Origin of the sequence: Vibrio jasicida 090810c, from assembly GCF_002887615.1 — a bacterium.
Classification (GTDB): domain Bacteria; phylum Pseudomonadota; class Gammaproteobacteria; order Enterobacterales; family Vibrionaceae; genus Vibrio; species Vibrio jasicida.
Genome location: NZ_CP025793.1, coordinates 2,250,183 through 2,276,511, shown reverse-complemented (window position 1 = coordinate 2,276,511; position 26,329 = coordinate 2,250,183). Strand labels below are relative to the sequence as shown.

At 45.7% G+C, this 26,329-nt stretch carries 22 protein-coding genes; 10 read left to right on the top strand and 12 right to left on the bottom strand.

The window, feature by feature from the left end; translation table 11 throughout:
- The first annotated feature begins 5 nt into the window (after positions 1-5).
- The 5 genes from C1S73_RS27605 to C1S73_RS27585 all read left to right on the top strand — a co-directional run bounded on the left by C1S73_RS27605 (position 6) and on the right by C1S73_RS27585 (position 4,624).
- Positions 6-932 carry a metal ABC transporter solute-binding protein, Zn/Mn family gene (locus C1S73_RS27605; protein ID WP_038868518.1) on the top strand — a complete coding sequence of 309 codons (927 nt, stop codon included), beginning with the start codon at positions 6-8 and terminating at the stop codon, positions 930-932.
- Complete coding sequence (locus C1S73_RS27600) at positions 932-1,666, top strand: metal ABC transporter ATP-binding protein (protein ID WP_038868519.1); 735 nt, start codon at positions 932-934, stop codon at positions 1,664-1,666. The genes C1S73_RS27605 and C1S73_RS27600 overlap by 1 nt, the downstream gene beginning before the upstream one ends.
- Positions 1,666-2,541 carry a metal ABC transporter permease gene (locus C1S73_RS27595; protein ID WP_009705126.1) on the top strand — a complete coding sequence of 292 codons (876 nt, stop codon included), beginning with the start codon at positions 1,666-1,668 and terminating at the stop codon, positions 2,539-2,541. The genes C1S73_RS27600 and C1S73_RS27595 overlap by 1 nt, the downstream gene beginning before the upstream one ends.
- Positions 2,542-2,557: 16 nt before the next feature.
- Positions 2,558-3,427 (top strand): metal ABC transporter solute-binding protein, Zn/Mn family, encoded by an 870-nt coding sequence (locus C1S73_RS27590; RefSeq protein ID WP_038868520.1) that lies wholly within the window; start codon positions 2,558-2,560, stop codon positions 3,425-3,427.
- Positions 3,428-3,643: 216 nt separating this feature from the next.
- Complete coding sequence (locus tag C1S73_RS27585; RefSeq protein WP_038868521.1) at positions 3,644-4,624, top strand: porin; 981 nt, start codon at positions 3,644-3,646, stop codon at positions 4,622-4,624.
- A gap of 109 nt (positions 4,625-4,733) precedes the next feature.
- Here C1S73_RS27585 and C1S73_RS27580 read toward each other — a convergent pair whose 3' ends face one another.
- The 4 genes from C1S73_RS27580 to speA form a co-directional block, all read right to left on the bottom strand.
- A complete protein-coding gene (locus C1S73_RS27580; RefSeq protein ID WP_038868523.1) occupies positions 4,734-6,899 on the bottom strand; it encodes a S9 family peptidase in 2,166 nt (721 codons plus the stop codon).
- 266 nt (positions 6,900-7,165) lie between these two features.
- Positions 7,166-8,371, bottom strand: coding sequence for a multidrug efflux MFS transporter EmrD (emrD, locus tag C1S73_RS27575; protein WP_038868524.1), 1,206 nt, complete (start codon positions 8,369-8,371; stop codon positions 7,166-7,168).
- Positions 8,372-8,632: 261 nt separating this feature from the next.
- Entirely contained in the window at positions 8,633-9,553 is a 921-nt protein-coding gene (gene speB, locus C1S73_RS27570; protein ID WP_038868525.1) for an agmatinase, read from the bottom strand.
- 1 nt (position 9,554) lies between these two features.
- Positions 9,555-11,465 (bottom strand): arginine decarboxylase, encoded by a 1,911-nt coding sequence (speA, locus tag C1S73_RS27565; protein ID WP_038868570.1) that lies wholly within the window; start codon positions 11,463-11,465, stop codon positions 9,555-9,557.
- A gap of 336 nt (positions 11,466-11,801) precedes the next feature.
- On the opposite strand from speA, the gene C1S73_RS27560 reads away from it, so the two are divergent.
- Positions 11,802-12,551: an MBL fold metallo-hydrolase gene (locus C1S73_RS27560; protein ID WP_038868572.1), complete on the top strand. Its 750-nt coding sequence runs from the start codon at positions 11,802-11,804 to the stop codon at positions 12,549-12,551.
- Between the two features lie 59 nt (positions 12,552-12,610).
- Here the strand turns inward: C1S73_RS27560 and C1S73_RS27555 are convergent, their stop codons facing one another.
- The 3 genes from C1S73_RS27555 to C1S73_RS27540 all read right to left on the bottom strand — a co-directional run bounded on the left by C1S73_RS27555 (position 12,611) and on the right by C1S73_RS27540 (position 14,944).
- Positions 12,611-13,039, bottom strand: a complete 429-nt coding sequence (locus C1S73_RS27555; protein WP_005432588.1) for an ATP-dependent zinc protease family protein — start codon at positions 13,037-13,039, stop codon at positions 12,611-12,613.
- Between the two features lie 61 nt (positions 13,040-13,100).
- Positions 13,101-14,006, bottom strand: coding sequence for a 30S ribosomal protein S6--L-glutamate ligase (rimK, locus tag C1S73_RS27550; RefSeq protein WP_005438260.1), 906 nt, complete (start codon positions 14,004-14,006; stop codon positions 13,101-13,103).
- A gap of 323 nt (positions 14,007-14,329) precedes the next feature.
- Positions 14,330-14,944 carry a TetR/AcrR family transcriptional regulator gene (locus C1S73_RS27540; protein WP_038868526.1) on the bottom strand — a complete coding sequence of 205 codons (615 nt, stop codon included), beginning with the start codon at positions 14,942-14,944 and terminating at the stop codon, positions 14,330-14,332.
- A gap of 155 nt (positions 14,945-15,099) precedes the next feature.
- Here C1S73_RS27540 and C1S73_RS27535 point away from each other — a divergent pair, with 155 nt between their 5' ends.
- Together C1S73_RS27535 and C1S73_RS27530 are read left to right on the top strand one after the other, a co-directional pair.
- A complete protein-coding gene (locus C1S73_RS27535) occupies positions 15,100-16,113 on the top strand; it encodes an MBL fold metallo-hydrolase (protein ID WP_038868528.1) in 1,014 nt (337 codons plus the stop codon).
- 96 nt (positions 16,114-16,209) lie between these two features.
- Positions 16,210-16,554: a DUF5329 family protein gene (locus C1S73_RS27530; RefSeq protein ID WP_038868530.1), complete on the top strand. Its 345-nt coding sequence runs from the start codon at positions 16,210-16,212 to the stop codon at positions 16,552-16,554.
- Here the strand turns inward: C1S73_RS27530 and C1S73_RS27525 are convergent.
- On the bottom strand, positions 16,522-17,421 hold the full coding sequence (locus C1S73_RS27525; RefSeq protein WP_038868531.1) for a LysR family transcriptional regulator: 900 nt from the start codon (positions 17,419-17,421) through the stop codon (positions 16,522-16,524). The genes C1S73_RS27530 and C1S73_RS27525 overlap by 33 nt on opposite strands.
- Positions 17,422-17,947: 526 nt before the next feature.
- Positions 17,948-18,193: a hypothetical protein gene (locus C1S73_RS27520; protein WP_038868532.1), complete on the bottom strand. Its 246-nt coding sequence runs from the start codon at positions 18,191-18,193 to the stop codon at positions 17,948-17,950.
- A 167-nt stretch (positions 18,194-18,360) separates the two neighbouring features.
- On the opposite strand from C1S73_RS27520, the gene C1S73_RS27515 reads away from it, so the two are divergent.
- Positions 18,361-19,227, top strand: coding sequence for a helix-turn-helix domain-containing protein (locus C1S73_RS27515; protein ID WP_038868534.1), 867 nt, complete (start codon positions 18,361-18,363; stop codon positions 19,225-19,227).
- 689 nt (positions 19,228-19,916) lie between these two features.
- Here the strand turns inward: C1S73_RS27515 and C1S73_RS27510 are convergent.
- Positions 19,917-20,255, bottom strand: coding sequence for a YggL 50S ribosome-binding family protein (locus C1S73_RS27510; RefSeq protein WP_005438242.1), 339 nt, complete (start codon positions 20,253-20,255; stop codon positions 19,917-19,919).
- A gap of 219 nt (positions 20,256-20,474) precedes the next feature.
- On the opposite strand from C1S73_RS27510, the gene C1S73_RS27505 reads away from it, so the two are divergent.
- Positions 20,475-22,511, top strand: a complete 2,037-nt coding sequence (locus tag C1S73_RS27505; RefSeq protein ID WP_038868536.1) for a PhoX family protein — start codon at positions 20,475-20,477, stop codon at positions 22,509-22,511.
- A gap of 111 nt (positions 22,512-22,622) precedes the next feature.
- On the opposite strand, the gene C1S73_RS27500 is transcribed toward C1S73_RS27505, so the two are convergent.
- Both C1S73_RS27500 and C1S73_RS27495 read right to left on the bottom strand, forming a co-directional pair.
- Positions 22,623-24,014 (bottom strand): glycoside hydrolase family 1 protein, encoded by a 1,392-nt coding sequence (locus C1S73_RS27500; protein ID WP_038868537.1) that lies wholly within the window; start codon positions 24,012-24,014, stop codon positions 22,623-22,625.
- A 147-nt stretch (positions 24,015-24,161) separates the two neighbouring features.
- Positions 24,162-26,222: a sensor histidine kinase gene (locus tag C1S73_RS27495; RefSeq protein WP_038868538.1), complete on the bottom strand. Its 2,061-nt coding sequence runs from the start codon at positions 26,220-26,222 to the stop codon at positions 24,162-24,164.
- Positions 26,223-26,329 lie beyond the last annotated feature (107 nt).

Below are 26,329 nucleotides of genomic sequence, written 5' to 3'. Positions count from 1 at the left end.
AAACTATGATGAAACGATCTTTTCTACGTCGAATTATAACGGCTAGTGCATTGCTGGCAGTAGCTTCATCGAGCTTTGCAGCAGATAAGCTCAATATTGGTATTACGCTTCAACCATACTACAGCTATGTGAAAGCTGTGGTCGGTGACAAAGCAGAAATTCTACCGCTGGTGGATGCAGGTTTTAACCCTCATAACTATTTACCTCAACCTAATGATCTAAAGCGTTTGAAGCAAATGGATGTGATTGTGGTCAATGGTATCGGGCACGATGATTTTGCTCTTAAAGTGATTCAAGCTGCACAACGTGACGACCTCGTGGTGATAGAGGCGAACAAAGAAGTGCCACTGCTACCTGCGATGGGTCAATCAGTCGGTAAAGGCGCAGTTAACCCGCATACGTTTGTTGGTTTATCGACCACGATTCAAAAAGTTTACACGATTGCGAGTGAGCTAAGCAAGCTTGACCCAGAAAACGCGGCGTTTTATCGCAAGAATGCGCGCTCTTACGCAAAAACATTTCGCCTTTTGAAGCGTGACGCCATGTTGTCTTTAGGGCAACTTGATACTGCAGGTATGAAGGTCGCTACTACGCATAATGCTTATGGTTACATCTTGCAGGAATTCGGCGTTGACGTCGCAGCAGTTATCGAACCTGCTCATGGTGTAGAGCCAAGCGCAAGCCAGTTACAAGAAACGATAGAGAAGATTCGTCAATCTGGTATTGATGTGCTGTTTTACGAATTAAACATGCCAAACCGCTTTGTGGATACGATTGAAGAAGCTACTGGTGTACAGCTTTACCGTTTTTCTCACATGACTCATGGAGAGTATGAAGCCAACAAGGTTGAAGTCGAGATGCGTGAGAACGTCGCAACTCTGATTGAAGCGATGAAGTTCGTTGCAAGCAAGCACGAACAGGAGAAAGCTTGATGTTAGGGCCTTCTATCTCTCTCGACAGGGTAAGCCTTCAATATGGTGACAACCTGATTCTACAAGACATTCACACCCAATTTGATGCTGGTCAATGCCACGTCATCATGGGGCCAAATGGCGGTGGTAAAACATCTTTGTTGCGTTCTGTATTGGGGCTAACGCCTTTTACTGGCGATATCTCAGTTCATTGGCCGGAACCAGCGCATACGAAAAAAGCGGGCAATATTGGTTATGTACCACAAAAAGCCATGTTTGAAGCTAGTCTGCCGCTCACGGTTATGGATTTCGTTTTGCTTAACCAAACCAGAGTGCCTCTGTTTTGGCGACGTAAGACCAAGCAAATTCAACAAGCGCTTGCTCAACTAGAGCGCGTTGGTATGGCTTCGCGTAGTGACCGACGAATGGGGCAGTTATCGGGTGGTGAGCAGCAGCGTGTTTTGTTCGCTCAAGCGTTATTAGACGAACCTAGTCTGCTTGTTTTGGATGAGCCAACGACAGGCATGGATGAGCAAGGTGTTCGTTACCTTGAAAGCTTAATTCATGAAGTGGTTGGGGAAGGTAAAACCGTGCTTGCTGTGCATCATGATGTAACGGCTGTACGTCGTTTGGATGCTCAGGTCCATGTCGTGAATCGTCAAATTGTTGCGTCAGGGCACCACTCAGAAGTATTGAGTCCAGAACGTATCGAGTCGTTGTTTAAGCACTACACAGCAAAAGTGGAGGCGGCGTAATGGATTGGTTAAGAGATCTCGCTCTGCATGGTGTGGAAGCTGGTTGGCTAAGTGACAGTTTTGCTTACGCGTTTATGGTCAACGCGATAGTGGCTGCACTCATTCTTGGTCCCTTACTGGGTGGTTTAGGTACGCTAGTCATTGCGAAGCGTTTAGCGTTCTTTTCTGAGGCCGTCGGTCATGCTGCACTAACAGGTATTGCGATTGGTGTACTGCTTGGTGAGCCACCAGAAAACCCATTCATTGGATTATTTAGCTTCTGCATGATCTTCGCACTGCTGCTGCATTTCGTGCGAAATCGAACCAATGTTCCTTACGATACATTAGTCGGCGTATTTCTAGCACTGGCCCTAGCCGTCGGTGCAGCCTTGCTGATGTACGTGGCACGCAAGATCAATATCCACATGCTGGAGAATGTTCTATTTGGTTCAATTCTGACGGTAACAGACAGAGACATTACGATTCTTGCCGTGAGTTGTTTGATCATCTTATTGCTTTTGATCCCGACATTTAACCGCATATTACTGACTTGCATCAGCCCAGATATTGCGCGTGTCCGTGGATTCAATACCAGCTTCTACGATTACTTGTTCGTCATGATGATCACGCTTGTGACCATTGCAGCGGTGAAGATCATTGGCGCCGTATTAGTCGGGGCATTACTGCTGATTCCTGGTGCAACAGCCCGCCTTCTTACGAAGAGAATGGGGAGCTTTGTGTTGCTCTCATCATTACTGGCGACCATCGCGTGCTTGGTTGGCACTGTCTTACCGATGGAGTTGGAACTACCTGTGCCATCTGGTGCGTCGATCATCATTGTTTCGGCAATCTTCTTTTTAACTGCAACCATGTATCGCATTGTGCGCAAAGCTTAAATCTGGATATTCGAATATGAACACGAAAAAGATAATTATGGGATTGAGCTTGGCAATAGCGAGTACAGCAGCGCCGTTTGCTTTTGCCAAAGACATTGTTACGAGCACTCCTGTGACCTACATGTTGGCTCAGCAGTTGATGCAAGGTACGGATATCGAGACGACTTACTTGCCGCCTAAACGTTACGGGATTGAGCGTTTGGTGAATTGGTTTGCAAGTAAAGGACATGAACAAGCTACCGCTGCAGGAAAGAGCGCAACGGTAGCGATCACGCTAGGTGCTGTTTGGCATCAAGACCCTACTTTTGTGTATGCGCGCCAGGGAAATGTACGCTTGATAGAGATTGATGCCTCTCAAGCGATTTCACCGAGAGCACAAGGTGTTGCGGCATTGACGTTGGATAATGGTGAGACGTCAAAATACGCATGGATGAATCCGAGTAACTTGATTCGAATGGCAGCGATTGTCGGTGAAGATTTACAAAAGGTATACCCTCAACATCAAGCTCAGATTGAAAAGAACCAGCAAGCCTTGATGCTAGACGTGCGGGAGCTGATCAATCAACAACAAGAAGTAATTTTCGAAAAAGAGATCGATTCGGTGGTATTGTTGGGTGAATCGTTAGAAGATTTTGCATCAGGAAACCAACTGTTTGTGGTCGATCGCCAATTCAAACCAGAATTGGAATGGTCAGAGGCAGAGAAACTATCTTTAAAAGCTCAATTTGAGGAAGATGAAACTCTGTGGCTGATCACTGATAAACGCCCGTCAAAAACGTTAACTTCATTAGTTTCACAGGATCGCATACTGCAAATTGATGTTATTGACCGATGGGGCAGTAAAGGTATCAAAACTGAGAAGCCACTCGCACGCTGGCAGTTGTAACACGCAAAACACCACACAAATTATGAAGGGAACTGAAAAGTTCCCTTTTTTTATGGGATCAAGATCAAAAATTAACCACAAATAATACCAGTTGCATAAGAAAGTATTTGTTTCATTTATATTTCATTACTACTTTGTTATCTGTTCGTTGCGATTGATGCTTTTTGCTTTTGTTGTCGGGGCGAACCAGTACAAACAACTATATGGATGTTAACAATGAAAATGAAAACTCTAGCCGTTGCAGTGGCGGCACTAGCAGGTGGTTCTCAGGTCTTCGCAGCAGAAGTTTACAACAGCGACGGCACATCTCTTTCTATCGGCGGCCACGTATCTGTGGGCGTTGGTGAGTACTTTGAAGAAGAAGTTAAAGTTCACCAAGTATCGCCGCGTATTAACATCGGCGGTAAAAAAGACATCGGTAACGGCGTAACTATCGATGCTAAAGGTGAATGGGCACTTAATTACCTTAATGGTGGCGACACTTCATTCAAAACACGTTTAGGTTACATTGGCGCGACACATGAGCAATACGGACGTGTAGTTGCAGGTACTCAATGGGCACCATACTACGACGTAGCTGGCGTTGCGGATTTACCAATCGCGTTTGCCAATGACTTCTTATACGACAACCAAGGCAACCTAGGTACTGCACGTGCGGACAAAATGCTTAGCTACCGCAAGGGCTTTCAGTTTGGTGAAGGGTTTGGTCTGAACGTTGGTCTAGGCTGGCAGGGTGAACAATCAATTTATGACCAACGTGGCCAAATCGCTCTAAGCACTGAGCTTGCAGGCTTCGGTCTAGGCTACGTATACAGTGGTGGTGACGTTGAGGTTGGTGCTAAAAACGAGTCAGCAACTTCTCACGTATTCTCTGCTAACTACGGTACTTATGGTTCAGGTTTATACGCAGCAATAGTATATGGCATGAATGACTACTTCTACGATATGCGTGAAGAAACAAGCCAGCTTGAAGGTCTATTGGCTTACGGCGTTAACAACTGGACATTCAGTGTTAACTACGAAGGCGTGGAAGACGAGAAAGACAACAAGACAGTTACTAGCGAAACGGCTCTACAAGCTGAGTATGCAGTGACGCCATCTTTCTACACGTTTGCTGCTTACCAGTTTGATCTAGGTAACGACTACAACAACGAAGAAAACGACTACTGGACTCTAGGTGCTCGTTACTACTTCTAATAAATAGGACAGTTTCTACTGCCTAAACACATTTATTGTGTTAACGCCTACTCGCTGTGAGTAGGCGTTTTTCTTTTTATATCAGCTCAAAAGCAGGCCCTAATAGAGCTTATTTCGTTTCCAACAAGTCTAAGAAGAAAGCGTACTCAAGCGCGTCTTCTTTTAATCGTTTGAATCGACCAGAAGCGCCGCCATGGCCTGCTTCCATATCGGTTTTGAACAGCAAGACATTATCATCGGTTTTCATTTCACGAAGTTTGGCTACCCACTTCATTGGCTCAAAGTACTGGACTTGTGAGTCATGCAAACCCGTTGTCACTAACATGTTCGGATAATTCTGAGCCTTCACGTTGTCGTACGGTGAGTAGCTCAGCATGTAGTCGTAGTAGGTTTTATCATTCGGGTTACCCCACTCATCGTATTCGTTGGTCGTGAGAGGAATCGACTCATCCAACATGGTCGTCACTACGTCAACAAACGGAACGTGCGCGCTAATACTACGGTAGAGCTCTGGTGCTTGGTTGATAATAGCGCCCATCAATAGGCCACCTGCAGAGCCACCAACAGCAAACACTTTATCTTTGGCACCGTAGCCTTCTTCAACCAGTCCTTTGGTTACGTCGATGAAGTCATTGAAGGTGTTTTGTTTAGTCAGCTTTTTGCCATCTTCATACCAAGGACGACCAAGCATTTCTGAACCACGAATGTGAGCGATTGCGTATACAAATCCGCGATCAAGTAAGCTCAGGCGGGTTGAGCGGAATGTTGGCTCGATGGTGGAACCGTATGAGCCGTAACCGTACTGGTAGATTGGGTTAGTGCCGTCTTTCTTGAATAGGTCTTTGCGGTAAACCAATGAGACTGGCACTTGCTTACCATCACGAGCAGCAACCATGATGCGCTCTGATTGATAGTTATCAGCATCAAAATCACCAAGTACTGGAGTTTGCTTCATGATTTCAGACTCACCTGTATTTAGGTCGAAATCATAGTAAGTCCCCGGTGTCGTCAGGCTGCTGTAGTAGATGCGAACTTTTGAATTGTCTAGTTCAAGGTTGCCGGTTAGGTAAGCAGCAAAAGCCGTATCGTTGAACTCGAGTGGAAACTCTTTGCCTGTTGATAATTGACGAACCTTCACAGTCGACAAGCCATTCGTACGCTGCTCATAAACAAGGTGATCGTCAAACAAGTCGAAATCGACTAGCTGAGAATTGTCATTAGCAGGAATGACATCGACCCATTTAGAGCGGTCATGCATCTCTTCAGCTTTCACTTTCATTAAACGGAAGTTTACGGCTTGATAGTTGGTGTAGATGTAGTACCAATCACCTAATTTAGCGATGCTGTACTCAATACCAGTCTCTCTAGGGTAGAAAGCTTCAGCTTTGGCGTTCGGGTTGTTAGCATCAATCACAGACACGCCACTTGTTTCTGTGCTTGAGTGCCAAATGTAAACTTGCTCACCGTCTTTACTCTTACTCAAGAAGGTGTAGTAAGCGCTGTCGGTTTCTTCGTAGATCAGCTCATCGCTAGTCTGAGGCGTGCCTAATACATGGCGGTAAACCTGATAACCTAAAAGTGTTTGAGGGTCTTTCTTGATGTAGTAGAAAGCTTGGTTGTCGTTTTGCCATGCAATCGCACTTGAAGCACCTTCAATTTCATCTTTTAGATATTCACCCGTCGTGAGGTCTTTGATCTTGATGGTGTAAATACGGCGACTCAGCGTATCTTCGCCATAAGCCAACAAGTTTTCATTTGGGCTGATCGTTAATCCGCCAATACTGAAAAACTCATGTTCTTTTGCCAGGTCGTTTACATCTAAGATGACTTGCTTATCTTTACCTGCAAAGTCTTTTGCTCGCAGATGTACTTCGTATTCGTTATCGCCCGTCACTTCATTCGAGTAGTAGTAACTGCCTTTTCGAACGGGTACTGAATTGTCATCTTTCGCAATACGACCTTTGATCTCTTCAAAAAGCTGTTCTTGTAGTGCTTCGGTGTGTTTTAAAACAGTTTCTGCGTACTGATTCTCTTGCTCAAGGTGTTGCAAGATTTCTGGTTCTTGGCGCTCATCATCACGCATCCAGTAGTAATTATCGATTCGTGTATCACCATGAATATTCATTGCATGAGGAACTTTCTTAGCAACGGGTGCTTGGGTTTGTTGAGCAACGAGTTGCGATTGGGAGTAATGGTTCATGGTTGGTAATCCTTGATTGCTGCATCCGACGACTAGCGCGACCGATACGGCCAACGTGGTTAAAGTGAAACGCATCTGTGTATCCTTATTGTGTACTCTTCTCGTGTTTTTTCGCCATTCATTTATCTTGCGAGTAAAAGTACGTTTGTGTTCTTCCAGTGAATATCTTTATATCGAATGGCAAACGAATAATTTCTGTATAAGCAACTGTTCTTTTTAGCAAAGATTGGATGGGATGTTAAATGCAATTGCTGGTGGATGAGAGCTAAAGGGTAAGATGTGTGCAACAAAAAAGGGACACACTTTTCAGTATGTCCCTTTTGGGTGATGAGCGTCAGATTTTAGATCGCCAATGGCATTTCGTTTGAGTGGTCGTGCTTGCGATTAACCCAACGCAGACCAAGCATGGCGATGATCGACATTGCCATCATCAAACAACCTAGCGGCATTTGGTCTTGTGCCGGGAAGAACGAAGCCAACAGCGTCGCGATGCCCGCACCTAGGTTTTGCATGCCACCCAAAATCGCACCGCCAGTGCCCGCGTGGTATGGGAACGGTGAAAGTGCACCTGTTGTTGCCGCTGGGAACAAAATGCCCGCCCCCAAGAAGTAAATAGTTGCACCGCCAATCAGAGTCAACGCCGTTGTGAGACCAAACAGACCCGGAATCAATACCACTGCTGAGCCAACTAAGATAGCGACTAGACCAACATTCAAAGCACGGCGCTCAGAACGACGTTGCGCGATATAGCTCGATAGACCTGCACCGATTAAGTAACCTGGAATCGGTAAAACAAACAGCAAACTGACAGTGGTTGCTGGTAAATCAAGTACGCCGCCTAATAGTACACCGGCTGCTGCTTCAAATACTGCCACGCCTGCGAACGTAGCAACCAACACCAATAAAAAGCCTTGGAAGCGTTTGTCTGAAAGCACGAACTTGTAGCTCTTTGCCACAGATTCATGTTTGCGGCGCTCTTTCGGCAAGGTTTCCATCATGCTTGTCATCATGGTAATGACCACCGCGATACCAAATAGTGCGAGGAATAAGTAGCTAGAGCGCCAACCGAAAGCTTCAGTTAGGTAACCGCCCAGTACAGGGGCCATCAATGGTGAGAAAATCACACACATGCTGATCAAGCTGTTTGCACGGTGCAGCTCTGCGCCTTCAAAACAGTCACGAGTCAGAGTTCGAGACATAGCTCCACCACAGCCGATACCCAAACCTTGGATGAAGCTACCCGCTAGAAACCATTCGTACTCATGAGCAAATAGCGCCACCAAAGTGCCAAGAATGTAGATGATCAAGCCAGCAACGATAATTGGTTTACGACCGAGGCGATCAGAAAGCGGACCATAGATGAATTGCGATAGACCGTAAGGGATCAGGTAACACGCCATCACGGCTTGAAGTGACGACGCTGATACCAAGAACTCACCCGCCATATGACCGATAGAAGGCACGTACATCGTTTGAGTCATTTGACCTACGGCAGTCAGAATTGCGATTAAAAAGGTAAGTTTCGCTAATGGAAACGAGGCGGACATTTGCGTATCTCTCTAAAAATTAGGACGTAAAAAGCCTTAGCGCTCCATTAAGGAGAGCCAAATGAATAAGGCGATTAGGGAATCTAGGCGCGAGATATTAGAGCTTGAGTGCCGACTTAGCAATCAAAAAGTGTGAAGTTGAGCAAGATAAAAATCTATGATTTGGATTAGAAAAACTAATCTAATTTTGAGGTGCTTTAAAAACAGAAAAGGGAGCCGAGACTCCCTTTAAAAAACAGCGTTTACTTAAAACAACTTTTGTTATTCGCGACCTGAAGCGTAGGCGTAAAGCAACTCAAGTGCGACAGTTGCGCCAGCCAATGCCGTTACATCGCTGTGGTCGTAAGGAGGGGAGACTTCCACTACGTCCATACCTACGATGTTCATGCCAGCGAAACCACGAATGATCTTCAGAATTTTATCTGAGTTCAGACCGCCACAAACTGGTGTACCTGTACCCGGTGCAAACGCCGGATCCAGACAGTCGATGTCAAAAGTGACATACACAGGCTTATCCGCAACCGTGCGACTAACCTCTGCCAGAATCTCTTCTACCGACATGTCGTTCGCTTGCATTGCGTTGATCACATTGAAGCCGTGATCTTGTTGGTCATATTCAGTACGAATACCAATTTGAACTGAGTTCTTCGCAGAAATCAGACCTTCTTTTGGTGCATGGTAGAACATAGTACCGTGGTCGTAAGAACTGCCGTTTGCGTACGTGTCAGTGTGCGCATCGAAGTGAATCAGTGCCATTTGACCATGGTGTTTTGCGTAAGCACGTAGGATTGGTAGCGTGATGAAGTGGTCACCACCCAAGCCTAGCATTGTCTTGCCGCTCTTTAGAATCTCACTTGTTGCCGCTTCTAGGCGGTAAGTGAAATCTTCAGCATCACCACAATCGAACACAAGGTCACCTGCGTCGATCACTTTCAATTTATCAAATACGTTGAAGTCCCAAGGGAACTTCTTGCCTTCCCAAGCAAGGTTTACTGACGCACGACGGATCGCATCTGGACCCATACGCGCACCAGGACGACCAGAAGTCGCCATGTCCAGAGGAACCCCTAGCACTACAACGTCTGCGTCAGCCGATACTGGATTTTTGATGTACGGTCGACGTAGAAACGACATAGAGTTGGAGTAAAGCGAATAATCGGTTTTAGTAAACAAATCATTCATATCAGAAGTCCTCTAAATAGGTGTAGCCTGCCAAACCTTGTTCTAGTTCAGCTAGGATTTGTTCTTGTTCACTGGCTTCAACACGTGCTGAAACCAATTGTTTGTAATTGTCACGAATCGCATCTACGTCGATGTGAACGTAGCGCATCATGTCTTCTACGCTATCACCTTCGTTGATGTAGCTGATCTCAAACTGACCTTCTTCATCAACGTTGACTACTGCACTGTGGGTATCTCCAAATAGGTTGTGCATGTCGCCAAGGATTTCTTGGTATGCGCCTACTAGGAAGAAGCCCATTAGGTACGGTTTGTCTTTGCTCCATGCTGGTACTGGTAGCGTGCTCTCAATGCCTTGGCCATCAACGTAGTGGTCAATTACGCCATCGGAGTCACAAGTGATGTCCAACATCACCGCACGACGCTCTTCTACATCACCGAGACCAGAAAGCGGCAGAACAGGGAAGACCTGATCAATACCCCATGCATCTGGCAGGGATTGGAAAAGAGAGAAGTTCACGAAGAACTTGTCTGCAAGACGTTCGCTCAACTCATCCAAAATAGGACGGTGGAAACGGTTCTTAGTACTCATTTGACGACTTAGTTCGAAGTAAATGCGTAGTGACAGTTGCTCTGCCCACGCACGTTGTTCAAGGTTTAGTACGCCAGTCGCGAATTGTGAGTGAACCTCTACCAAATCGCTTTGGGTATCGTTGTAAATTTCAATTAATGCACGCGCATCCGTACCATCTTGCAGGTTCTCCCAGTTTCGCCACATGTTTTGTAGCAAGAATGGAGCGTCTGCAGCTGGCTCGAACACTTCTTCCGGTTGGTATGTTTCAGTACCAATGACGTTAGAGATAAGTACAGCGTGGTGTGCAGTTAAAGAGCGACCCGATTCAGAGATAATCACTGGCATCGGTTGTTCGTACTGCTGACACACATCACCGACGGTATTTACGATGTTGCGCGCGTATTCTGCAAGGCCGTAGTTCATCGAGTTCGAAGATTGGCTGCGTGTGCCGTCGTAGTCTACTGCTAAACCGCCGCCAACATCGAAGTAATCAATGTTTGCACCCATGGCACGTAATTCACAGTAGAAACGTGCTGATTCGTTTACGCCATTACGCACGTCACGGATGTTTGCCATCTGTGAGCCAAGGTGGAAGTGAACCAACTGCATGGTGTCCAGTTTGTCTTCGCGTTTTAGACGATCAATCACGCTCAATACTTGAGACGCAGATAGACCGAACTTCGATTTCTCACCGCCGCTTGCTTGCCATTTACCCGCACCTTGAGATGCAAGGCGGATACGCAAGCCAAGACGTGGTGTTACGCCCAAGCTTTTTGCTTCTTCAAGTACTAGATCAAGCTCAGATAGCTTCTCTAGTACGATAAATACTTTGTGACCTAGCTTTTCACCGATCAGTGCTAGACGCACGTATTCACGGTCTTTGTAGCCATTACACACGATCACGGAGCTGCCTTGTTGAGCCAGTGCAAGTACTGCCAATAGCTCTGGCTTACTGCCTGCTTCAAGACCCAGCTGTTTATTTTCTAGCTGTGCTTGGCTTGCTAAGATCTCATCAACCACTTCACGCTGTTGGTTTACTTTAATTGGGTACACCAACAGGTATTTGTTTGGATATTGGTATTCTTCAATTGCTTGGTTGAAAGCTTGGCAAATGCCATGCACGCGTTGGTGTACGATTTGTGGGAAGCGCACTAACACAGGCAGATTCAACTGCTTAGCTTCTAGTTCATTTACAATCGCACTGAAAGGGATTTGGTGTGCACGGTCACTACGAGGAGATACGTATACCTCGCCTTGGTCATCAATTCCGTAGAAGCCTTGGCTCCAGTAGTGAACATTGTAGTCCGCGCGGATGCGGTCTAATTTAGTTGCTTTTTCCAACTCGATTCTCACAAAAATGTATTTAAGCCCTCATTGGAAATAGAGGAGAAAATACAAAAAAGCAAATCATGAGGCGCTAACCTCATACCCTGACACGAACTCCGTGTGCGCGCATTAACGGATAAAACCCAACCAGAGTCTAATGATTAAAATTTGTGCTTTCGATTAACAACTGTTGTTGATGGTTGGTGTAAACATTTATTTAACAGACTGTCCATTCTGCTGTTATAGTTGGTCTGACCAGTAAGGATTTGGTCGACAAAAAATAAGAACAAAGACTCAACAAAACAAGGACATGTTTTGCAGCTGCACAGAATTCAGGGATACATCCAAACCATGTATCTCGCCGAGTATCCAGACAAATTGATGCTGCTTGATGGCGCAAGTCGAGCGGATATTCCTCACCTCAAAGATTTTATCGAGCATCAGCTCAATCGCCCATTCACAGACCTAAAGTTGGTCGTCGTTACCCACATGCACCCAGACCATGCTGGTGCGGCGCACAAGCTAAGAGATTTGACGGGCTGCAAGCTATTGGCAGCCAAACGAGACACACATTGGTATGGCGGTTTTGATGGTTGGCTAATGCATCTTACGGATTTGATTTTGGCACGTTGGATGGCGAACCGAATGCGCAAACCCAAGCGCAACTTATGGTATTCGCGAAAACTAAGGCCGGATATTGAGCTGGTGGATGGAGAGGTGATTCCCGGTTTTGCTGATTGGCAGATATTGGACACTCCGGGGCATACCGACAGGGATTTATCGGTTTATCATGCCGAACAGAGTGTGTTGTACGTAGCGGATTTAATGGTACAGGTAAAAAGCCATTTGATAGCGCCATTTCCTATCTTTCATCCTAACCAATATCGAAGTTCGTTAAAGCGCGTTTTTGAGATGAAACCAAGCTGTTTATTGGCGGCACATGGGGGAGAGGTTGAGTTTGATGAAGACGCGTATCAACACATCATCAATACCGCACCGGTTAGACCCATTACGCATTGGCGAGTAACGAAGATAAAACTGAAAGGATTAATGCGTTCTGTTCTGAAAAGGAAGAACGATAGACAGGAGAAGGGCAGCTAGAAAATCAGAGAAGAGCCAGATGAGCGACCACGGAGTTCGCTCATCTGAAGCTACGGGGATTATGGAGCCAATAAATGAGATTGGCTCGGGTCTACCAGAACTTTGTCTGCCATACCCTGACGACCTAACAACATCATGTAAGTCATCTTTTCACGGTTAGTCAGCGTGATGTCGATTGGCCACTCTTGGTCGCCCATGCGTAGCATCGTTGTGATCACGCAGCGGTGTTCGAAAGTGCCGTTTGATGATTTCACTTTGCGGTTCGCCTTCAGTGGAGCTTTACAGCGAACGACTTGCTCTAAGTGGTAAACATCTGGGTGTAGATCGAACTCCACGTATGACTGACCGTCTTGTTCAGTGCACTCTAGGTTATCTACGTGCAGAGAAGAAGTCTGTGCGCCTGTATCAATACGCGCTTCAAGGTGAGTAATCCCTAACTCAGGTAAGCAAATTGCTTCGGCGTTCCCAATGATCATTTTCTGATTCATAGTGTCATCCTAGCGATGAGTCAAAAGAGAGCCCTTTATCAGGCTCTCACTCAAACAATTATCAGCCTTTACCGCGAGTACGGTTAGCGTTTGGTTTTGCGTTCTTCTCGATGAAGTCGAAGATCATGCCTGCAACGTCTTTTTCAGTTGCTGATTCGATACCTTCAAGGCCTGGAGAAGAGTTCACTTCCATTACCACAGGGCCGTTCTTCGATTGAAGAATATCAACACCACATAGGTTTAGCCCCATCACTTTCGCTGCGTTGATTGCGGTTGCGCGTTCTTCTTTGCTTAGTTTTACAAGCTGAGCAGAACCACCACGGTGAAGGTTAGAGCGGAACTCGCCTTCTTTTGCTTGGCGTTTCATTGCTGCGATAACTTTGTTACCCACTACGAAACAACGGATGTCTGCGCCGTTTGCTTCTTCAATGAACTCTTGCACCATGATGTTTGCTTTAAGGCCCATGAATGCTTCGATCACGCTTTCTGCTGCTTTCGTAGTCTCAGCAAGAACAACACCGATACCTTGAGTACCTTCAAGTAGCTTGATAACCAATGGTGCGCCGCCAACGTTTTTGATCACGTCCTGAATGTTATCAGGGTGGTGAGCAAAACCCGTGCGAGGTAGACCAATGCCTTTACGTGATAGCAGCTGCATAGAGCGTAGCTTGTCACGAGAGCGGCTGATTGCTACTGACTCGTTCACACAGAATGTGCCCATCATTTCAAACTGACGTACAACCGCTGTACCGTAGAAAGTGATAGATGCACCGATGCGTGGAATAACCGCGTCGTACTTTGGCAATTCTTCACCCATGTAACGGATCTTAGGGTTGTTACTCGTAATATCCATATAACAGTGCAGAGTATCGATAACATCAACTTGATGTCCGCGCTCTTCACCCGCCTGCTTTAGGCGCATGGTTGAATATAGATTCTCATTACGAGAAAGAATAGCAATACGCATGGCAATTCCTTAGTAAGTCAGTACCAAATTAAAAATGTAAGTATAGAGTATAGTGAGTGGGTGTAATTGATGTGACAGAATCCACTCTCTTCAGCGACTTAGAATTGTGGTTGGACAACCACGTCGTCAGAGGTGCGAACCTTAGGGCGTTTTCTCAGTAGATGAAAACGAAAAAATATCGTCGATACGACAAAAATAATTTATCGAACTCTCACGCCTTGCTGCATGCGACTGTCAAGGGAATGAAAAAGAAAAATGAGTCAAAATTACATCAATTTACTATGGCATAAATCACAAAAAAGCGGCCATTCAGCCGCTTTTTGTTATTGAACTAAGTAATGACTTAAGAAGAGTTCAGCCGTTTGGGTGGCTAAACCCCTAGATTCTTCCAAGTTTAGCGAAGCTCGCATCCCCATCAATTGTGGCCAGAATGCGCTGCCTTTAATTAAGTTGTGCAATTGAATGCTTGCCACGTCCACATCATCAACCTTCAATGTGTTTTTTTCTGATTGCTGCGTGAGCCAACGGTACAAGGCCGTTTCTTGCTTCGACATGTGTTCCGCTTGTTCTTTGAGATCTTCCGGCTTAAACAAGAAATGTCCGAAAGCCACTTTCGCCAGTTCAATATAATCAGGTGCGGTTACCACGATAATTTCGCTGTACAACAATTCGACCAGTTGATCTTTTAGCGGGAGTGTTGGTAAACGTTCAATGTCGCTATCCATCATTGAAGAACGCCATAGTTCGGTTAGTAACTCTGTCACGATCGCTTCTTTAGAAGGGAAGTGGTTGTAGACCGTGCGTTTAGAGACTTGCGCGATAGCAGAGAGCTTATCCATGCTGGTGTTTTGCACCCCAAACTCTTGGAACGCTTGCTTTGCTGCGCACAGGATGGCTTCTCTTTTGGTCTCACTGCGACCTTTTTTTTTTACATTCATAAACTTGCCGAGTTAATAAGATCATTTCTAGACCTATTTTACACTAAGTAGTTTACTTTTGATAATTAGAATGTAAACTGCACCGTGTAGTTTACTTTTGTTCGGGTTAACTTTTTATGAAAAAAACTTTGCTAGCCACAGTAGGAGCGTTCGCGATGGGTACATCAATGATTTCTTGTTCTAATGTTGATACTGAAAAAGCGCCAACATACCCGGACAAATTTGCAAACACAGAGTTGGAATACAAAAGCAGCTTGGGCGACATGTTCGGCATCATGAAAGCCTACTTTACGACTGAGCGCCTCAATCCAACACCAACGATTGAAATTCCGGTTCATGCAATGACTGCGAATCAATTGTTAGAGGAGCAAGATGATGTTATCTACCGTTTAGGTCATTCAAGCGTATTAATGAAGCTCGATGGCAAACTGGTCATGACTGACCCTGTATTCAGTGATCGCGCGTCTCCTGTGCAATGGGCGGGGCCAAAACGTTTTCACCAAACCCCAATCACGCTAGAAGGTTTACCAAGCATCGATGTGGTGGTGATCAGCCATGACCATTACGATCACCTAGATAAAGCTTCTATTAAAGTATTAGGCGACAAAGTGGGCACTTTCTTGGTGCCGTTAAAAGTCGGTCAGTTGCTAGTCAACTGGGGCGTGCCTAAGGAGAAAGTGATCGAGCTAGATTGGTGGGAGTCACATTCTGTTGACGGTATTGAATATACACTGACTCCGACTCAGCATTTCTCTGGTCGAGGTTTGACAGACCGTGATACGACGCTGTGGGGCAGTTGGGTTATTAATGCACAACAACACAAAGTGTTCTTCAGTGGTGACTCCGGTTACTTCAATGGCTTTAAAGAGATTGGTGGAAAGTATGGTCCGTTTGATTTCACTATGATTGAAACCGGCGCATACAATGAACTTTGGTCAGACATTCACATGTTCCCAGAGCAAAGTGTTCAAGCACACATTGATGTGCAGGGCAAAGTAATGATGCCGATTCACAACAGTACGTTTGATCTGTCGATGCACGATTGGAATGAACCGATGCAACGCGCGTTAGACATCAGTGAGAAGCGCGGTGTAACGTTAGTGAGCCCTGAGATTGGTCAACGCTTGGCGATTGCGGAGCCTCAGCCTGCTAAGGCATGGTGGCAATAATGTCTGAGCTAAACAGCCAAACACCAGAATAGTTAAGTCACTTATTAGTAGCTACTTGGTATTAGTTACGTGGTCAGGGATAAGGATAAAGATGCAATGAAAGCAAAGTGGACACTGTTACTTACATTAAGCATTCTGCCTATCTTTGCACTCGCAGGGGTAGAGCAAGATGTCTCGACGTTGATAAAGCGAGTTGAGCAATCCTCTTGTACCTTTATCCGCAACGGCAAGGCGTACACTAATCAAGAAGCGGCAGAACACATGCGCAATAAATGGGATTACGCCAAAGATGACGTTGATTCCGTGGATGTGTTTATAAAAGAGGTCGCGTCAAAGAGCTGGTTATCTGGCAAACCCTATTGGGTGGATTGCCAAGACAAACGCATTACCAGCGAAGAGTGGCTAACTTCATTGATGAGCTCCACCAATCACATCCAATAATACTTCTTTGATGGTCTGGTATCGCAGTGGCAGTGTGCGGCTGCGTTTTCTCACCAAAAACAAATCTTCGTACACCGGTTGTTTTAACTCAGCCACATACAACTCTTCTCTTAATGAAAAGCTTTCCACCGCACTGTAGGGCAAAACGGTAAAACCCAGTCCTTTGCTGACGGGCAATAGAATCTGACTGAGTTGGTTGACGTAGCCCGATAATGGCATGTCACTGACCTTGATCTCTTTGAGTAAAGGTTCTGCACATTGGTCGAAAAACAACGTCATATAATGTTCAGCATCTGGGTGACCAATCACGCCGCAACTTCGAAGCAGCTCAGGTGTTAACGTTTTACCATGATAAGACTTTGGTAAGATCAGACACAGCGCTTCTCTGCCAATTTGTTCACTTTGGAAAACACTCTTGTTGGGAGAGTATGTCACGATGCCCATATCAATACGGCCGTCAGCAACCCCATTTAGAATCGACTGATTCGGCGCCGCTTCCAAGTGAATCGACAATCCGCGATGCTGGGTTTGCTTTTCAAGCAGTGGATCAAACAGCATCAAGGCAAGTGCTCCGGAACAAGCCAGCTTGCAATGACCTGCAAAGGGATCATCGAAGCTCAGATCTTCCAGTAAGTTTTTCTCTTTCTCTTCCAACTCTAATGCGTAGGCGTACACCATTCGGCCTTGCTCTGTCAGTTCAAAGCTTTTGTTCTCGCGCTTAATCAATGGGTGCTGACAAGCTTGCTCTAGCTTTTTGATGTGCTGACTGACACCGGGCTGGGTCATATAGAGCTTTTCTGCTGTTTGAGTGAAGTGGCCGACTTCGACAAGAGTTTTGAATGTGTGTAACCAAACTGGATTAAGCATAGGACGTTGTTTGCTCAGCGTTTATTAAAGAAAGCGTTTCGAGATAAAGTGTAGAAATAATAGCATGATGCGTGGAATAACGCAGAGGAGGATGCTAAATGATAGGCAAAATAAAACCCCGCCTGGTTTCCCAGACGGGGCTTATTCTTTTTCGCAGCAATCCGGCTACTAATAGGTGCTCCCTGCATCTATCCTTGATTGTGGCTAAGTCCTTTAACCGAGTTCCTTGTTCATCGCCTTCCTAGCGGTGTCCATTCTTGCCTATCATCCTGACGGGCGAACTCTATCCTAGAGCTTAACTACATCCTTGCTGACAACTCATCCTAAGCTATCAAATCTTCATCCTGAAGATACCCAATCCTTTAGGCTTTTTCCTGTTCCCGCCAACATCCTGTCGACACACTTAGTATTGTTGTTTTGCTGATTACTCTCAATCAGCTAGGTAAAAAAACTTTGGCAGCGAATATTGCTTAAAAAAGGATAATTATTAATTTTCAGTTAGTTAGGTTTGTTGTTCGATTTGTTCTTAGTCAAAAATGGTCGTTTTGCTTACATCGCTTGTGAGAGATCTCGCACAAGGTGCCGAGCGAATGTACGAATCGGCGTCTTTTTCGTCTTGTTTGAGAGTTTGCTCAAGATCACAACTCGACTTGTAGCCATAAGATTTGGCGATGGCTTTAGATGAAATTCCCATTTCCTTTATCGCAAACGCAGCCCACTCATCACGAGTTTTTTGCATAATCTGGCGTAGCTTGGTTTTAAAGTTACTCATAAAAGCTCCTTAGTTAGCTTATCTTTACAAGAGAAGAATAAGGAGCGTGATGAGGCTTAGTTGATAGTATGCCGCTCAATATCAATACTATTGAGGCGTGATGAAGAATATGTCGGTAATACTGATATTATTTGCGCGTGAAACAATACTATCTTGTGGGGTATCAAATGGCGCACATCGAAAAAGTACCGCAAAGGCCTGGTTTTTCTTGGCGCTACCGTCGTATTGATGAACCAGCGAAAGAATACGATTTTCATTTTCACGATGATGTTTTTGAGTTGGTCATCCACCGCCACTTTACGGGGACTTTGCACATTGGGCATCACGAGCTAGAGGTGACCCACAATCAGATGCTGCTAATTGCGCCAGGTGTGCCTCACTCTATTCACTCCACGTCGGTAGAAAGCAATTGCGAGACTCATGTGATTTGGTTTAAGCGTGAGTGGATCGCGAACCTAATGTTCTATTGTACTGAGCTACGCAAACTAGACCCGTTATTGAAAGCCGCAAATAAAGGAGTGGTGTTCTCTGAGCGAACGGCACAGCAAGTAGTGGATCTTCTGCAAGAGTTGATGAAAGTGCCCGCGATGGAACAATTGTCGAGATTCATTCATATCTTATCTTTGGTTGCCCATGACGAAGCGGCGAAAACCTTGATGACCCATTCTTATCTTTCGATGAGTGAACACGAGCAACAAGAAAGAGCGCGCGTCGCAAGTGTGAACGCGTATCTTGAGCAGCATTTTGCCAGCAAGGTGACATTGGCTGATTTAGCCAATTACTTGTCGTTGAGTGAAAGTGCGGTCACACGATTGTTTCAAAAGCACTTTAAAGAGCCGTTTAGCCAACGTTTGATGAAGCTAAGAATCAACCATGCCGCTGATTTGTTGCAATCGACGGAGTTACCAATAGGAATTGTGTTTGAACGAGTAGGTTATCGCAATCAAGCTTTGTTTAATCGCCATTTCAAGACCTACAAGGGGCTGACTCCGAGAGATTACCGACAGCATTACCAGCAGCGAATCCAACCTTAGTTTGAACATGTGAGTACTTTTGTTGTGTACTGAACTGGAATTTATGTGCAACTGGTATATTATTTGCTAGGTTATCTAAGAATCGTTATTAAGATTCGATGACAGGTTAAATAGGGAACTTGATTGCCATATTTCTGTCATAAGTGATGAGTAAGTTGACCGTATCAACAAGATAAAAGCAGTTTTACTGGTCAAAAAATGACTGCAACGCTTCTACTTTTATCATTATGTTGTGAAATTAGTCACGGTTAATTGATTCGTTCCTCGATAAATTGAAGAGGAATACAACCTTAGACAATAAGCTCAAGATGAGCGTTACCTATATAGATGAGGGAGATTGCTATGAAAAAGATGAGAAGAGCTCAGCTACACCGTGTTCGCATCCAATACTGGAAAGACACAAAGACTGAGACTGCTAAAAAAGCATAGTAAACCATACTCAATGGCACTGAGCTGGCAATGGACGGATAACCTTCCATAAAATGCCAGCTCTAAAATTATCTAGCGCATCCATACTTTCCAAGACTCCAGCTTTCCTAAACTAAGCTTCCCAAAAAAACCAAACGTTCCACTCTTTCTAGATTCAACATTTCAGCACAAAACCATCGCCTTAAATGCAAAAAAGCCAGTCCGAAGACCAGCTTTCTCATTACTTGCTCAACTCTATTTATTACAGAGTGATTCCGTAATTACAGGTAGTTTGCGTCAACCAGTTCGCCAGCTTTTGCGCTGCTTACTTCTGGGCGAGCTTGTAGCCAAGCTAGAACTTGTGCTTTTTGTTCTTCAGTTGCGCTTTCGTAACGCTCTGTTGAACATAGGAAGCCTTCAAACAGCTCTAGGCCACCGCCACCGAAGCAAAGGTTTAGGCCATCAATGTAGTCGATAAACTCATCAACGAATGCATCGTAACGGTCAAAGTCGTTGATGTCAGTCTCACAGCTGATCTCAAAACCTAGGATTGCGAATTCGCCTAGGAACAGCTTCTTGCGAAGACGACGATTTTTGTTATCGATTTTATCTAGTTTCATGATTATTTCTCGTAGATGATTTGAGTAAACCTTATACCTCCAAATCTAGCTCAGCCCAAGCAAAATCGAAAGTACGTAGAATAGAGGGGTGATTTATAACATTTTCTAAACACAAAGTTCATAAAGATAGACTAGTTCTGTCACTTTTCTCTTCCAAACTTCCCCTCGCTCAATGATTTACAAACCTATAATTCAACCTAACACTGGGAAAGCAACACCATGAGTAAGGAAACCTTCGACGCGACGCGTTACAACCAGAGTAATAACAAGCCTTTTGAAGAAGTACTGGAAGCGAGCCTATCTCGACGCAGTATCCTGAAAGGTGGCCTAGGTATCAGTGCGATGACCGCTTTTGGCGCATTTGGTCTATCAGGGTGCAACTCTTCTAGTTCAGGCACTTCTGCTGGTGGCGGCTCTGGCGTTTCAAGTGCAGTCCTGAATTTTGATTCGATTCCAGGCTCACTAACGGATGCAGTATCGATTCCGCAAGGTTACGTCGCACAAGTATTGGTGCCATGGGGTACGCCTTTAAACGCACAAGGTAATGCATGGAAAGACGATGGCAGCAACACGAGTACTGACCAGCTTAATGCATTGGGTATGCACCACGACGGCATGCACTTTTTCTCGCTAAACGATAGCGACACGGACGGCTTGTTGTGTATCAACCACGAGTACATTGATACTTCAGCACTGCACCCAAGTGGCCCAACAGTTGTGGGCGGTGTGCGTACTATCGTCGATGAAGTTCGTAAGGAAATTAATGCACACGGCGTGTCTGTGGTTCGCATACAGCTCGAAGACAATATGTGGAAGTTAGTCGATACTGATCCACTAAACCGACGCTACACTGGTGCAACGGTTATGGATCTTTCTGGCCCTGTCGCGAATACAGAATTGACCGTAACTCGCTTCTCGCAAGATGGCAGCCAAGCACGTGGCACACTGAACAACTGTGGTAATGGTTTCTCGCCTTGGGGCACGTACCTAACGTGTGAAGAGAACTGGCCGGGTTACTTCGTCAACGCAGGTGTTCGCACTGAAGAGCAAGATCGTATTGGTGTTGATGACACAAGCACTCGTTACCTATGGGAAACGTTAGCGGGTAATGCCGAAGAGCGTTTGGACGAATTCACGCGATTCAATGTAGAACCAACAGGCGCAAGCGCATTGGACGATTACCGTAACGAGGCCAACGGCCATGGTTACATTGTTGAAATTGACCCTTACACGCAAAACTCACGTGCGAAGAAGCGTACTGCACTAGGCCGCTTTCGTCATGAAGGCTGTACATTCGGCAAGCTTGAAGAAGGCAAACCAGTAGTATTTTATTCTGGTCACGACTCTCGCTTTGAGTACCTATACAAATTTGAATCTGCGGCAGCGTGGGATCCTGCGGATGCTAACCCTGATAATCGCTTGGCGATGGGTGACAAGTACATGGATGAAGGCACACTGTATGTGGCGCGCTTCAACGAAGACAGCTCTGGTACTTGGTTACCACTGACACTAGACAGCACGACGGTTTCTGGTGGTACTTTGGCAGATAGCTTCAATTCTCTAGCAGAAATCATCCTGAATACGGCTGGCGCAGCAGACCTTGTGGGTGCGACGCCAATGGATCGCCCAGAGTGGTGTACTGTTGACCCATTCACAGGTTCGGTTTACCTGACGCTAACGAATAACACTAAGCGTACAGAGGAAACTAACCCTGCAAACCCACGTTTGAATAATAAGTTTGGTCACGTAATCCGTTGGGATGAAGGCGAAGCAGCAACAGACTTCACGTGGGATATCTTCGTGTTTGGTTCTCCGGCAAACGGTGATGCGGACACTAACCGTTCGAGTTTGACCGAGCTTAACCAGTTTGCGAGCCCAGACGGCTTAGCGTTTGACCCTCGCGGAATCCTATGGATTCAAACGGACAACGGTGCAGATGAAGTGACGTCTTACACCAATGACCAAATGCTTGCAGTTGTACCTTCTAAGCTGACGGATTCAAACGGCACACAAGAAGTGATCGGTGCAGAAAACCAAGCTGAGTTGAAACGTTTCTTTGTTGGCCCTAACGGCTGTGAAGTGACGGGCTTTACCATCAGCCCAGATTACAAATCTCTGTTTGTGAACATTCAGCACCCAGGCAACTGGCCATACAGCGACAATGCTGCGGAAGAAACACCTGCAGGAATGACACTGCGTCCACGTGCCGCGACGGTGGTTATTCGCCGTGAAGACGGTGGTGAAATTGGTGTTTAACCAATAGGTCATACGACTGAAAATCGGGAATAAGAAAAGCCCTGAATTTGCAGGGCTTTTGTCGTTTTCTATCTAAATAAACATGCACTTTATATCTAGATAAGAACAAACTTAGCTTTCTAAGGAAGCGCCACCAGTGCGAATCACATCTTGATACCAGAAGAAGCTCTTCTTGCGTTTACGTTCTAACGTACCTTGACCATCGTTATGACGATCCACATAAATGAAACCGTAGCGCTTGCTCATCTCAGCGGTCGAGTTTGCGACCAAATCGATTGGTCCCCAACTGGTGAAGCCCATCAGCTCAACGCCATCAAGAATTGCTTCGTGTGCTTGTACAAGGTGGTCGTTCAAGTAAGCGATGCGGTAATCATCTTGAATCTCACCGTTTTCATCGAGTTCATCACGCGCGCCCAAGCCGTTTTCTACGACGAACAGTGGTTTTTGGTAGCGATCGTGAAGGAAGTTCAGCAGAACTCGAAGGCCTTTTGGATCGATTAACCAACCCCATTGGCTCTTTTCAAGGTATGGGTTTGGTACGCTATCGACGATGTTACCCACTTCTTTTTGTTTCGGATCCGCGCTCGCACAACCACTTGCGTAGTAGCTGAATGAGATGAAATCGACGCTTGCTGATGCGATCTCTTCTAAGTCGCCTGCTTCCATCTGAATTTCAATGCCATTTTCACGGAAGTAACGCTTCATGTAGCCAGGGTATTGACCACGTGTTTGTACATCACCGAAGAACAACCACTTGTTGTTTTCATGCATTGCAGCAAGCACGTCATCAGGATTACAGGTATATGGGTAGTTGATTGCGCCAAGCAGCATGTTACCAATCTTGCCGTTTGGTACGATTTGCTGACACAGTTTTACCGCTTTTGCGTTTGCGACTAGCTGGTGGTGAATCGCTTGGTAAATCTCTTGTTCACTGGCGTCTTCTTGCAAACCAACACCGGTAAATGGTGCGTGCAGTGACATGTTGATTTCGTTGAACGTTAACCACAGCTTCACTTTGTCTTTGTAGCGTTCCAGCACAGTGCGAGCATAACGTTCGAAGAATTCGATGACGCGACGATCGCCCCAACCACCGTAGTTTTCAACCAGTGCGTAAGGCATTTCGTAGTGAGATAAGGTCACAAAAGGTTGGATGTTGTGCTCGGCAAGTTCGTCAAAGATTTTATCGTAGAACGCCAAACCTTCTTCGTTAGGTTCTAGCTCGTCACCGTTCGGGAAGATGCGGCTCCATGCCAAAGATAGGCGCAGACAGTTAAAGCCCATCTCTTTGAATAGCGCAATGTCTTCTGGGTAGCGATTGTAGAAGTCGATCGCCACGTCTTTGATACCCGGCGTACGTTCTTCACGGGTTTGATGCGGACTCAAAATACCGTTTGGCAGCATGTCTGATGTCGATAACCCTTTACCCCCAAGGTTGTACGACCCTTCTACTTGGTTTGCAGCAATGGCACCGCCCCAAAGAAAATGTTCAGGAAACTTAATCATGTTTCTCACTCTTTATCGTTCGGAAGTTATTCGTTTTATTTGCTTGAGAATAGTGTAGGTCAAGGAGGGATTCTTGTATCGAGATCGTGTTTTTCTCAAACAGCGGGGATGCCTAGTTCTAATGATGATTTTGTAATCAATATCAGCTTAAGCTGATTTGAACAACAAAGTGAAAGTCAGCCCATTTTGTTCATTCTTTTGCACGGCAATTTGTCCGTTCATATCACGCATATTATTGGCCGTAATCGCTAGCCCCAACCCCAATCCTTCACCAATTTTCTTTGAGGTTTGGAAGGGCTCGAACATGGATTCAAGCATCTCATTCGACACGCCGCAGCCATTATCACTGACGATCAGTTCGACCTGATTGCTGGTTGGGTTGACGATCAAGCTGAGCTGCGGGTTGGTGGTATTGTTCATTGCGTCTAGCGCATTCGAGACAAGATTACCGAGCACCTGAAGCAGTCGTTGTTCTTCGCCCATGATGTTAGGTAAGTCATGAGGAACTCGAACACGCACATCCACCTTGTCTAATTGGGATTGATAAACGCGTAAGGTTTCTTCGAGTGCGGAGGTAAGAGAAATCGCTTGTAGGCTTTCTGGTTTGTTGTAGGCGAACGTCTTTAACTGACTGGTCATGCTCGCCATGCGATCAATCAGCTTCTGCACTAATACGTTGTTGGCTTTCATCATCTCGGTTTCGCCACGTTCTGCTAACAGTTCGTTTGTTGTGAGCAGGGTACGCAAGCCCGTCAGTGGCTGATTGAGTTCATGAGTAATCGCGCTCGACATGCGACCCAAGGCGGCCATTTTGCTCGATTCAATCAACTGGCTTTGTGCTTCTTTTAGCGCTTGAGTTCGCTCTTCTACTCGCTGCGCCAGTTCTTGGTTGACCTGTTGCAGTGATTGCTCGGCTTTTTTCCGCTTACTGATGTCGATGATCGTCGCAAGGAAATACTGCTCGCCATGCCAAGGGAAACTGGTCAGTGAGAACAAGACAGGGAAGACGCTACCGTCACTGCGTCTGGCAATGGTTTCGACCGTACTGATCTCTGCGAGCTCTTTATGTTTAGGTAAGTCCTTGAGCAACTTAAGTGTGGTGGAATTAGGATTGCCTGCATCGAATAACTCCCAAGCAAAAGCATGTCGATTGACGCTTTCTGGTAGACAGAACAAACGCTTCGCCATTGGGTTGAGATCGAACAGTCTTCCTTGTTCATCAATCAATAGCAAACCAACGTGGGTTTTATTGATCATCTGTTTCAAGCGGCGTTGAGACTCTTCCAACAGAGCTTGAATTCGTTGTTGATTGATGTGCTTTTGTCGTCGTTGTAAGCCAATGATGACGAGCAATACAACCAATAAGAGCAGCGCTGCTACGCTCCAACCAATCACGTTGATGGTTTGTTGAATCGGCTTAGAAGGGGTGAGGTAGCTGACGTACCAATTCAAATCATCCAATTTAACGGTGTGCGCAAAATAGCGTTGCTGATTGAGCGTCCACACACTGATATTGGTGTTGTCGTATAAACGTTGAGTTTCTAATTGAACGGTGTTGCTCGGTTCGTTAAACCAGTCTGCGTTATAAAGCGAGCTGCTTGATAGGAAAAAGCGTTGCTGGCGATTTTGCAACGTAATGATGTCTTGGCTGGTAATGGTCTGTTCGGTCAACAGGCTGAGGTTGATTTGCACCACGACAATACCTGCGATATCCAAACCATCATAGATAGGGGCTGCAAGATAATACAACGGGCTCGAACCTTTGGTTTTGTTCACCAAGGAAACCCCACCGCCTTGATTGTGAATTTGTTCCACAATGGCTTTTCGGTCAGACAGGCTAAAGCGCTCTTCGATTAAACTCGAGACCAATACTTCGCCAGAGTTAGACAGGATTAGCCAGCCTTCCGTATTGGCGGCTTTATCGAGTTGAGTCAGTTGGGTTTGCAACGGTTCGTAATAAGTCAGATTCCCTTTCACAAAAGCGATGGTTTCTGGGTTATTGGTGACGAGGTAAGGCAGGTGATAGAAGCGTTTGAGTGCACGGCGAACTTCACCAATATAGTCGAGCAGTTTTTGTTGAGCTTCGGTTTGAGTTTGTACGCTCAACCACTGACGAGCCACCTCTCTGCTGGCGCTATAGCAAGACAACATCAGCACTGCCGCAATTGCGACCACAAGCCATGTTTTGCCATTCCTTTTGCGCTGCATACCGACTCCATTCAGCTAGTGCGTTCTCATCGACAGTCATTAAAGAGTGCGCCTAACTGGTTGGATGTTAAAGACTTGTAAGTAAGAAGTGAGATCTAGCTCCTTTT

Excerpts from the sequence above, each read along its gene's own strand:
- C1S73_RS27495 (WP_038868538.1), bottom strand. The coding sequence starts at position 26,222 with ATGCAGCGCAAAAGGAATGGCAAAACATGGCTTGTGGTCGCAATTGCG.
- rimK (WP_005438260.1), bottom strand. The coding sequence starts at position 14,006 with ATGCGTATTGCTATTCTTTCTCGTAATGAGAATCTATATTCAACCATG.
- C1S73_RS27585 (WP_038868521.1), top strand. The coding sequence starts at position 3,644 with ATGAAAATGAAAACTCTAGCCGTTGCAGTGGCGGCACTAGCAGGTGGT.
- C1S73_RS27515 (WP_038868534.1), top strand. The coding sequence starts at position 18,361 with ATGGCGCACATCGAAAAAGTACCGCAAAGGCCTGGTTTTTCTTGGCGC.
- C1S73_RS27600 (WP_038868519.1), top strand. The coding sequence starts at position 932 with ATGTTAGGGCCTTCTATCTCTCTCGACAGGGTAAGCCTTCAATATGGT.
- C1S73_RS27510 (WP_005438242.1), bottom strand. The coding sequence starts at position 20,255 with ATGAAACTAGATAAAATCGATAACAAAAATCGTCGTCTTCGCAAGAAG.
- C1S73_RS27540 (WP_038868526.1), bottom strand. The coding sequence starts at position 14,944 with ATGAATGTAAAAAAAAAAGGTCGCAGTGAGACCAAAAGAGAAGCCATC.
- C1S73_RS27535 (WP_038868528.1), top strand. The coding sequence starts at position 15,100 with ATGGGTACATCAATGATTTCTTGTTCTAATGTTGATACTGAAAAAGCG.
- C1S73_RS27525 (WP_038868531.1), bottom strand. The coding sequence starts at position 17,421 with ATGCTTAATCCAGTTTGGTTACACACATTCAAAACTCTTGTCGAAGTC.
- speB (WP_038868525.1), bottom strand. The coding sequence starts at position 9,553 with ATGAATGATTTGTTTACTAAAACCGATTATTCGCTTTACTCCAACTCT.
- C1S73_RS27500 (WP_038868537.1), bottom strand. The coding sequence starts at position 24,014 with ATGATTAAGTTTCCTGAACATTTTCTTTGGGGCGGTGCCATTGCTGCA.
- C1S73_RS27605 (WP_038868518.1), top strand. The coding sequence starts at position 6 with ATGATGAAACGATCTTTTCTACGTCGAATTATAACGGCTAGTGCATTG.
- C1S73_RS27595 (WP_009705126.1), top strand. The coding sequence starts at position 1,666 with ATGGATTGGTTAAGAGATCTCGCTCTGCATGGTGTGGAAGCTGGTTGG.
- C1S73_RS27505 (WP_038868536.1), top strand. The coding sequence starts at position 20,475 with ATGAGTAAGGAAACCTTCGACGCGACGCGTTACAACCAGAGTAATAAC.
- C1S73_RS27560 (WP_038868572.1), top strand. The coding sequence starts at position 11,802 with ATGTATCTCGCCGAGTATCCAGACAAATTGATGCTGCTTGATGGCGCA.
- C1S73_RS27555 (WP_005432588.1), bottom strand. The coding sequence starts at position 13,039 with ATGAATCAGAAAATGATCATTGGGAACGCCGAAGCAATTTGCTTACCT.
- emrD (WP_038868524.1), bottom strand. The coding sequence starts at position 8,371 with ATGTCCGCCTCGTTTCCATTAGCGAAACTTACCTTTTTAATCGCAATT.
- C1S73_RS27590 (WP_038868520.1), top strand. The coding sequence starts at position 2,558 with ATGAACACGAAAAAGATAATTATGGGATTGAGCTTGGCAATAGCGAGT.
- C1S73_RS27580 (WP_038868523.1), bottom strand. The coding sequence starts at position 6,899 with ATGCGTTTCACTTTAACCACGTTGGCCGTATCGGTCGCGCTAGTCGTC.
- C1S73_RS27520 (WP_038868532.1), bottom strand. The coding sequence starts at position 18,193 with ATGAGTAACTTTAAAACCAAGCTACGCCAGATTATGCAAAAAACTCGT.
- C1S73_RS27530 (WP_038868530.1), top strand. The coding sequence starts at position 16,210 with ATGAAAGCAAAGTGGACACTGTTACTTACATTAAGCATTCTGCCTATC.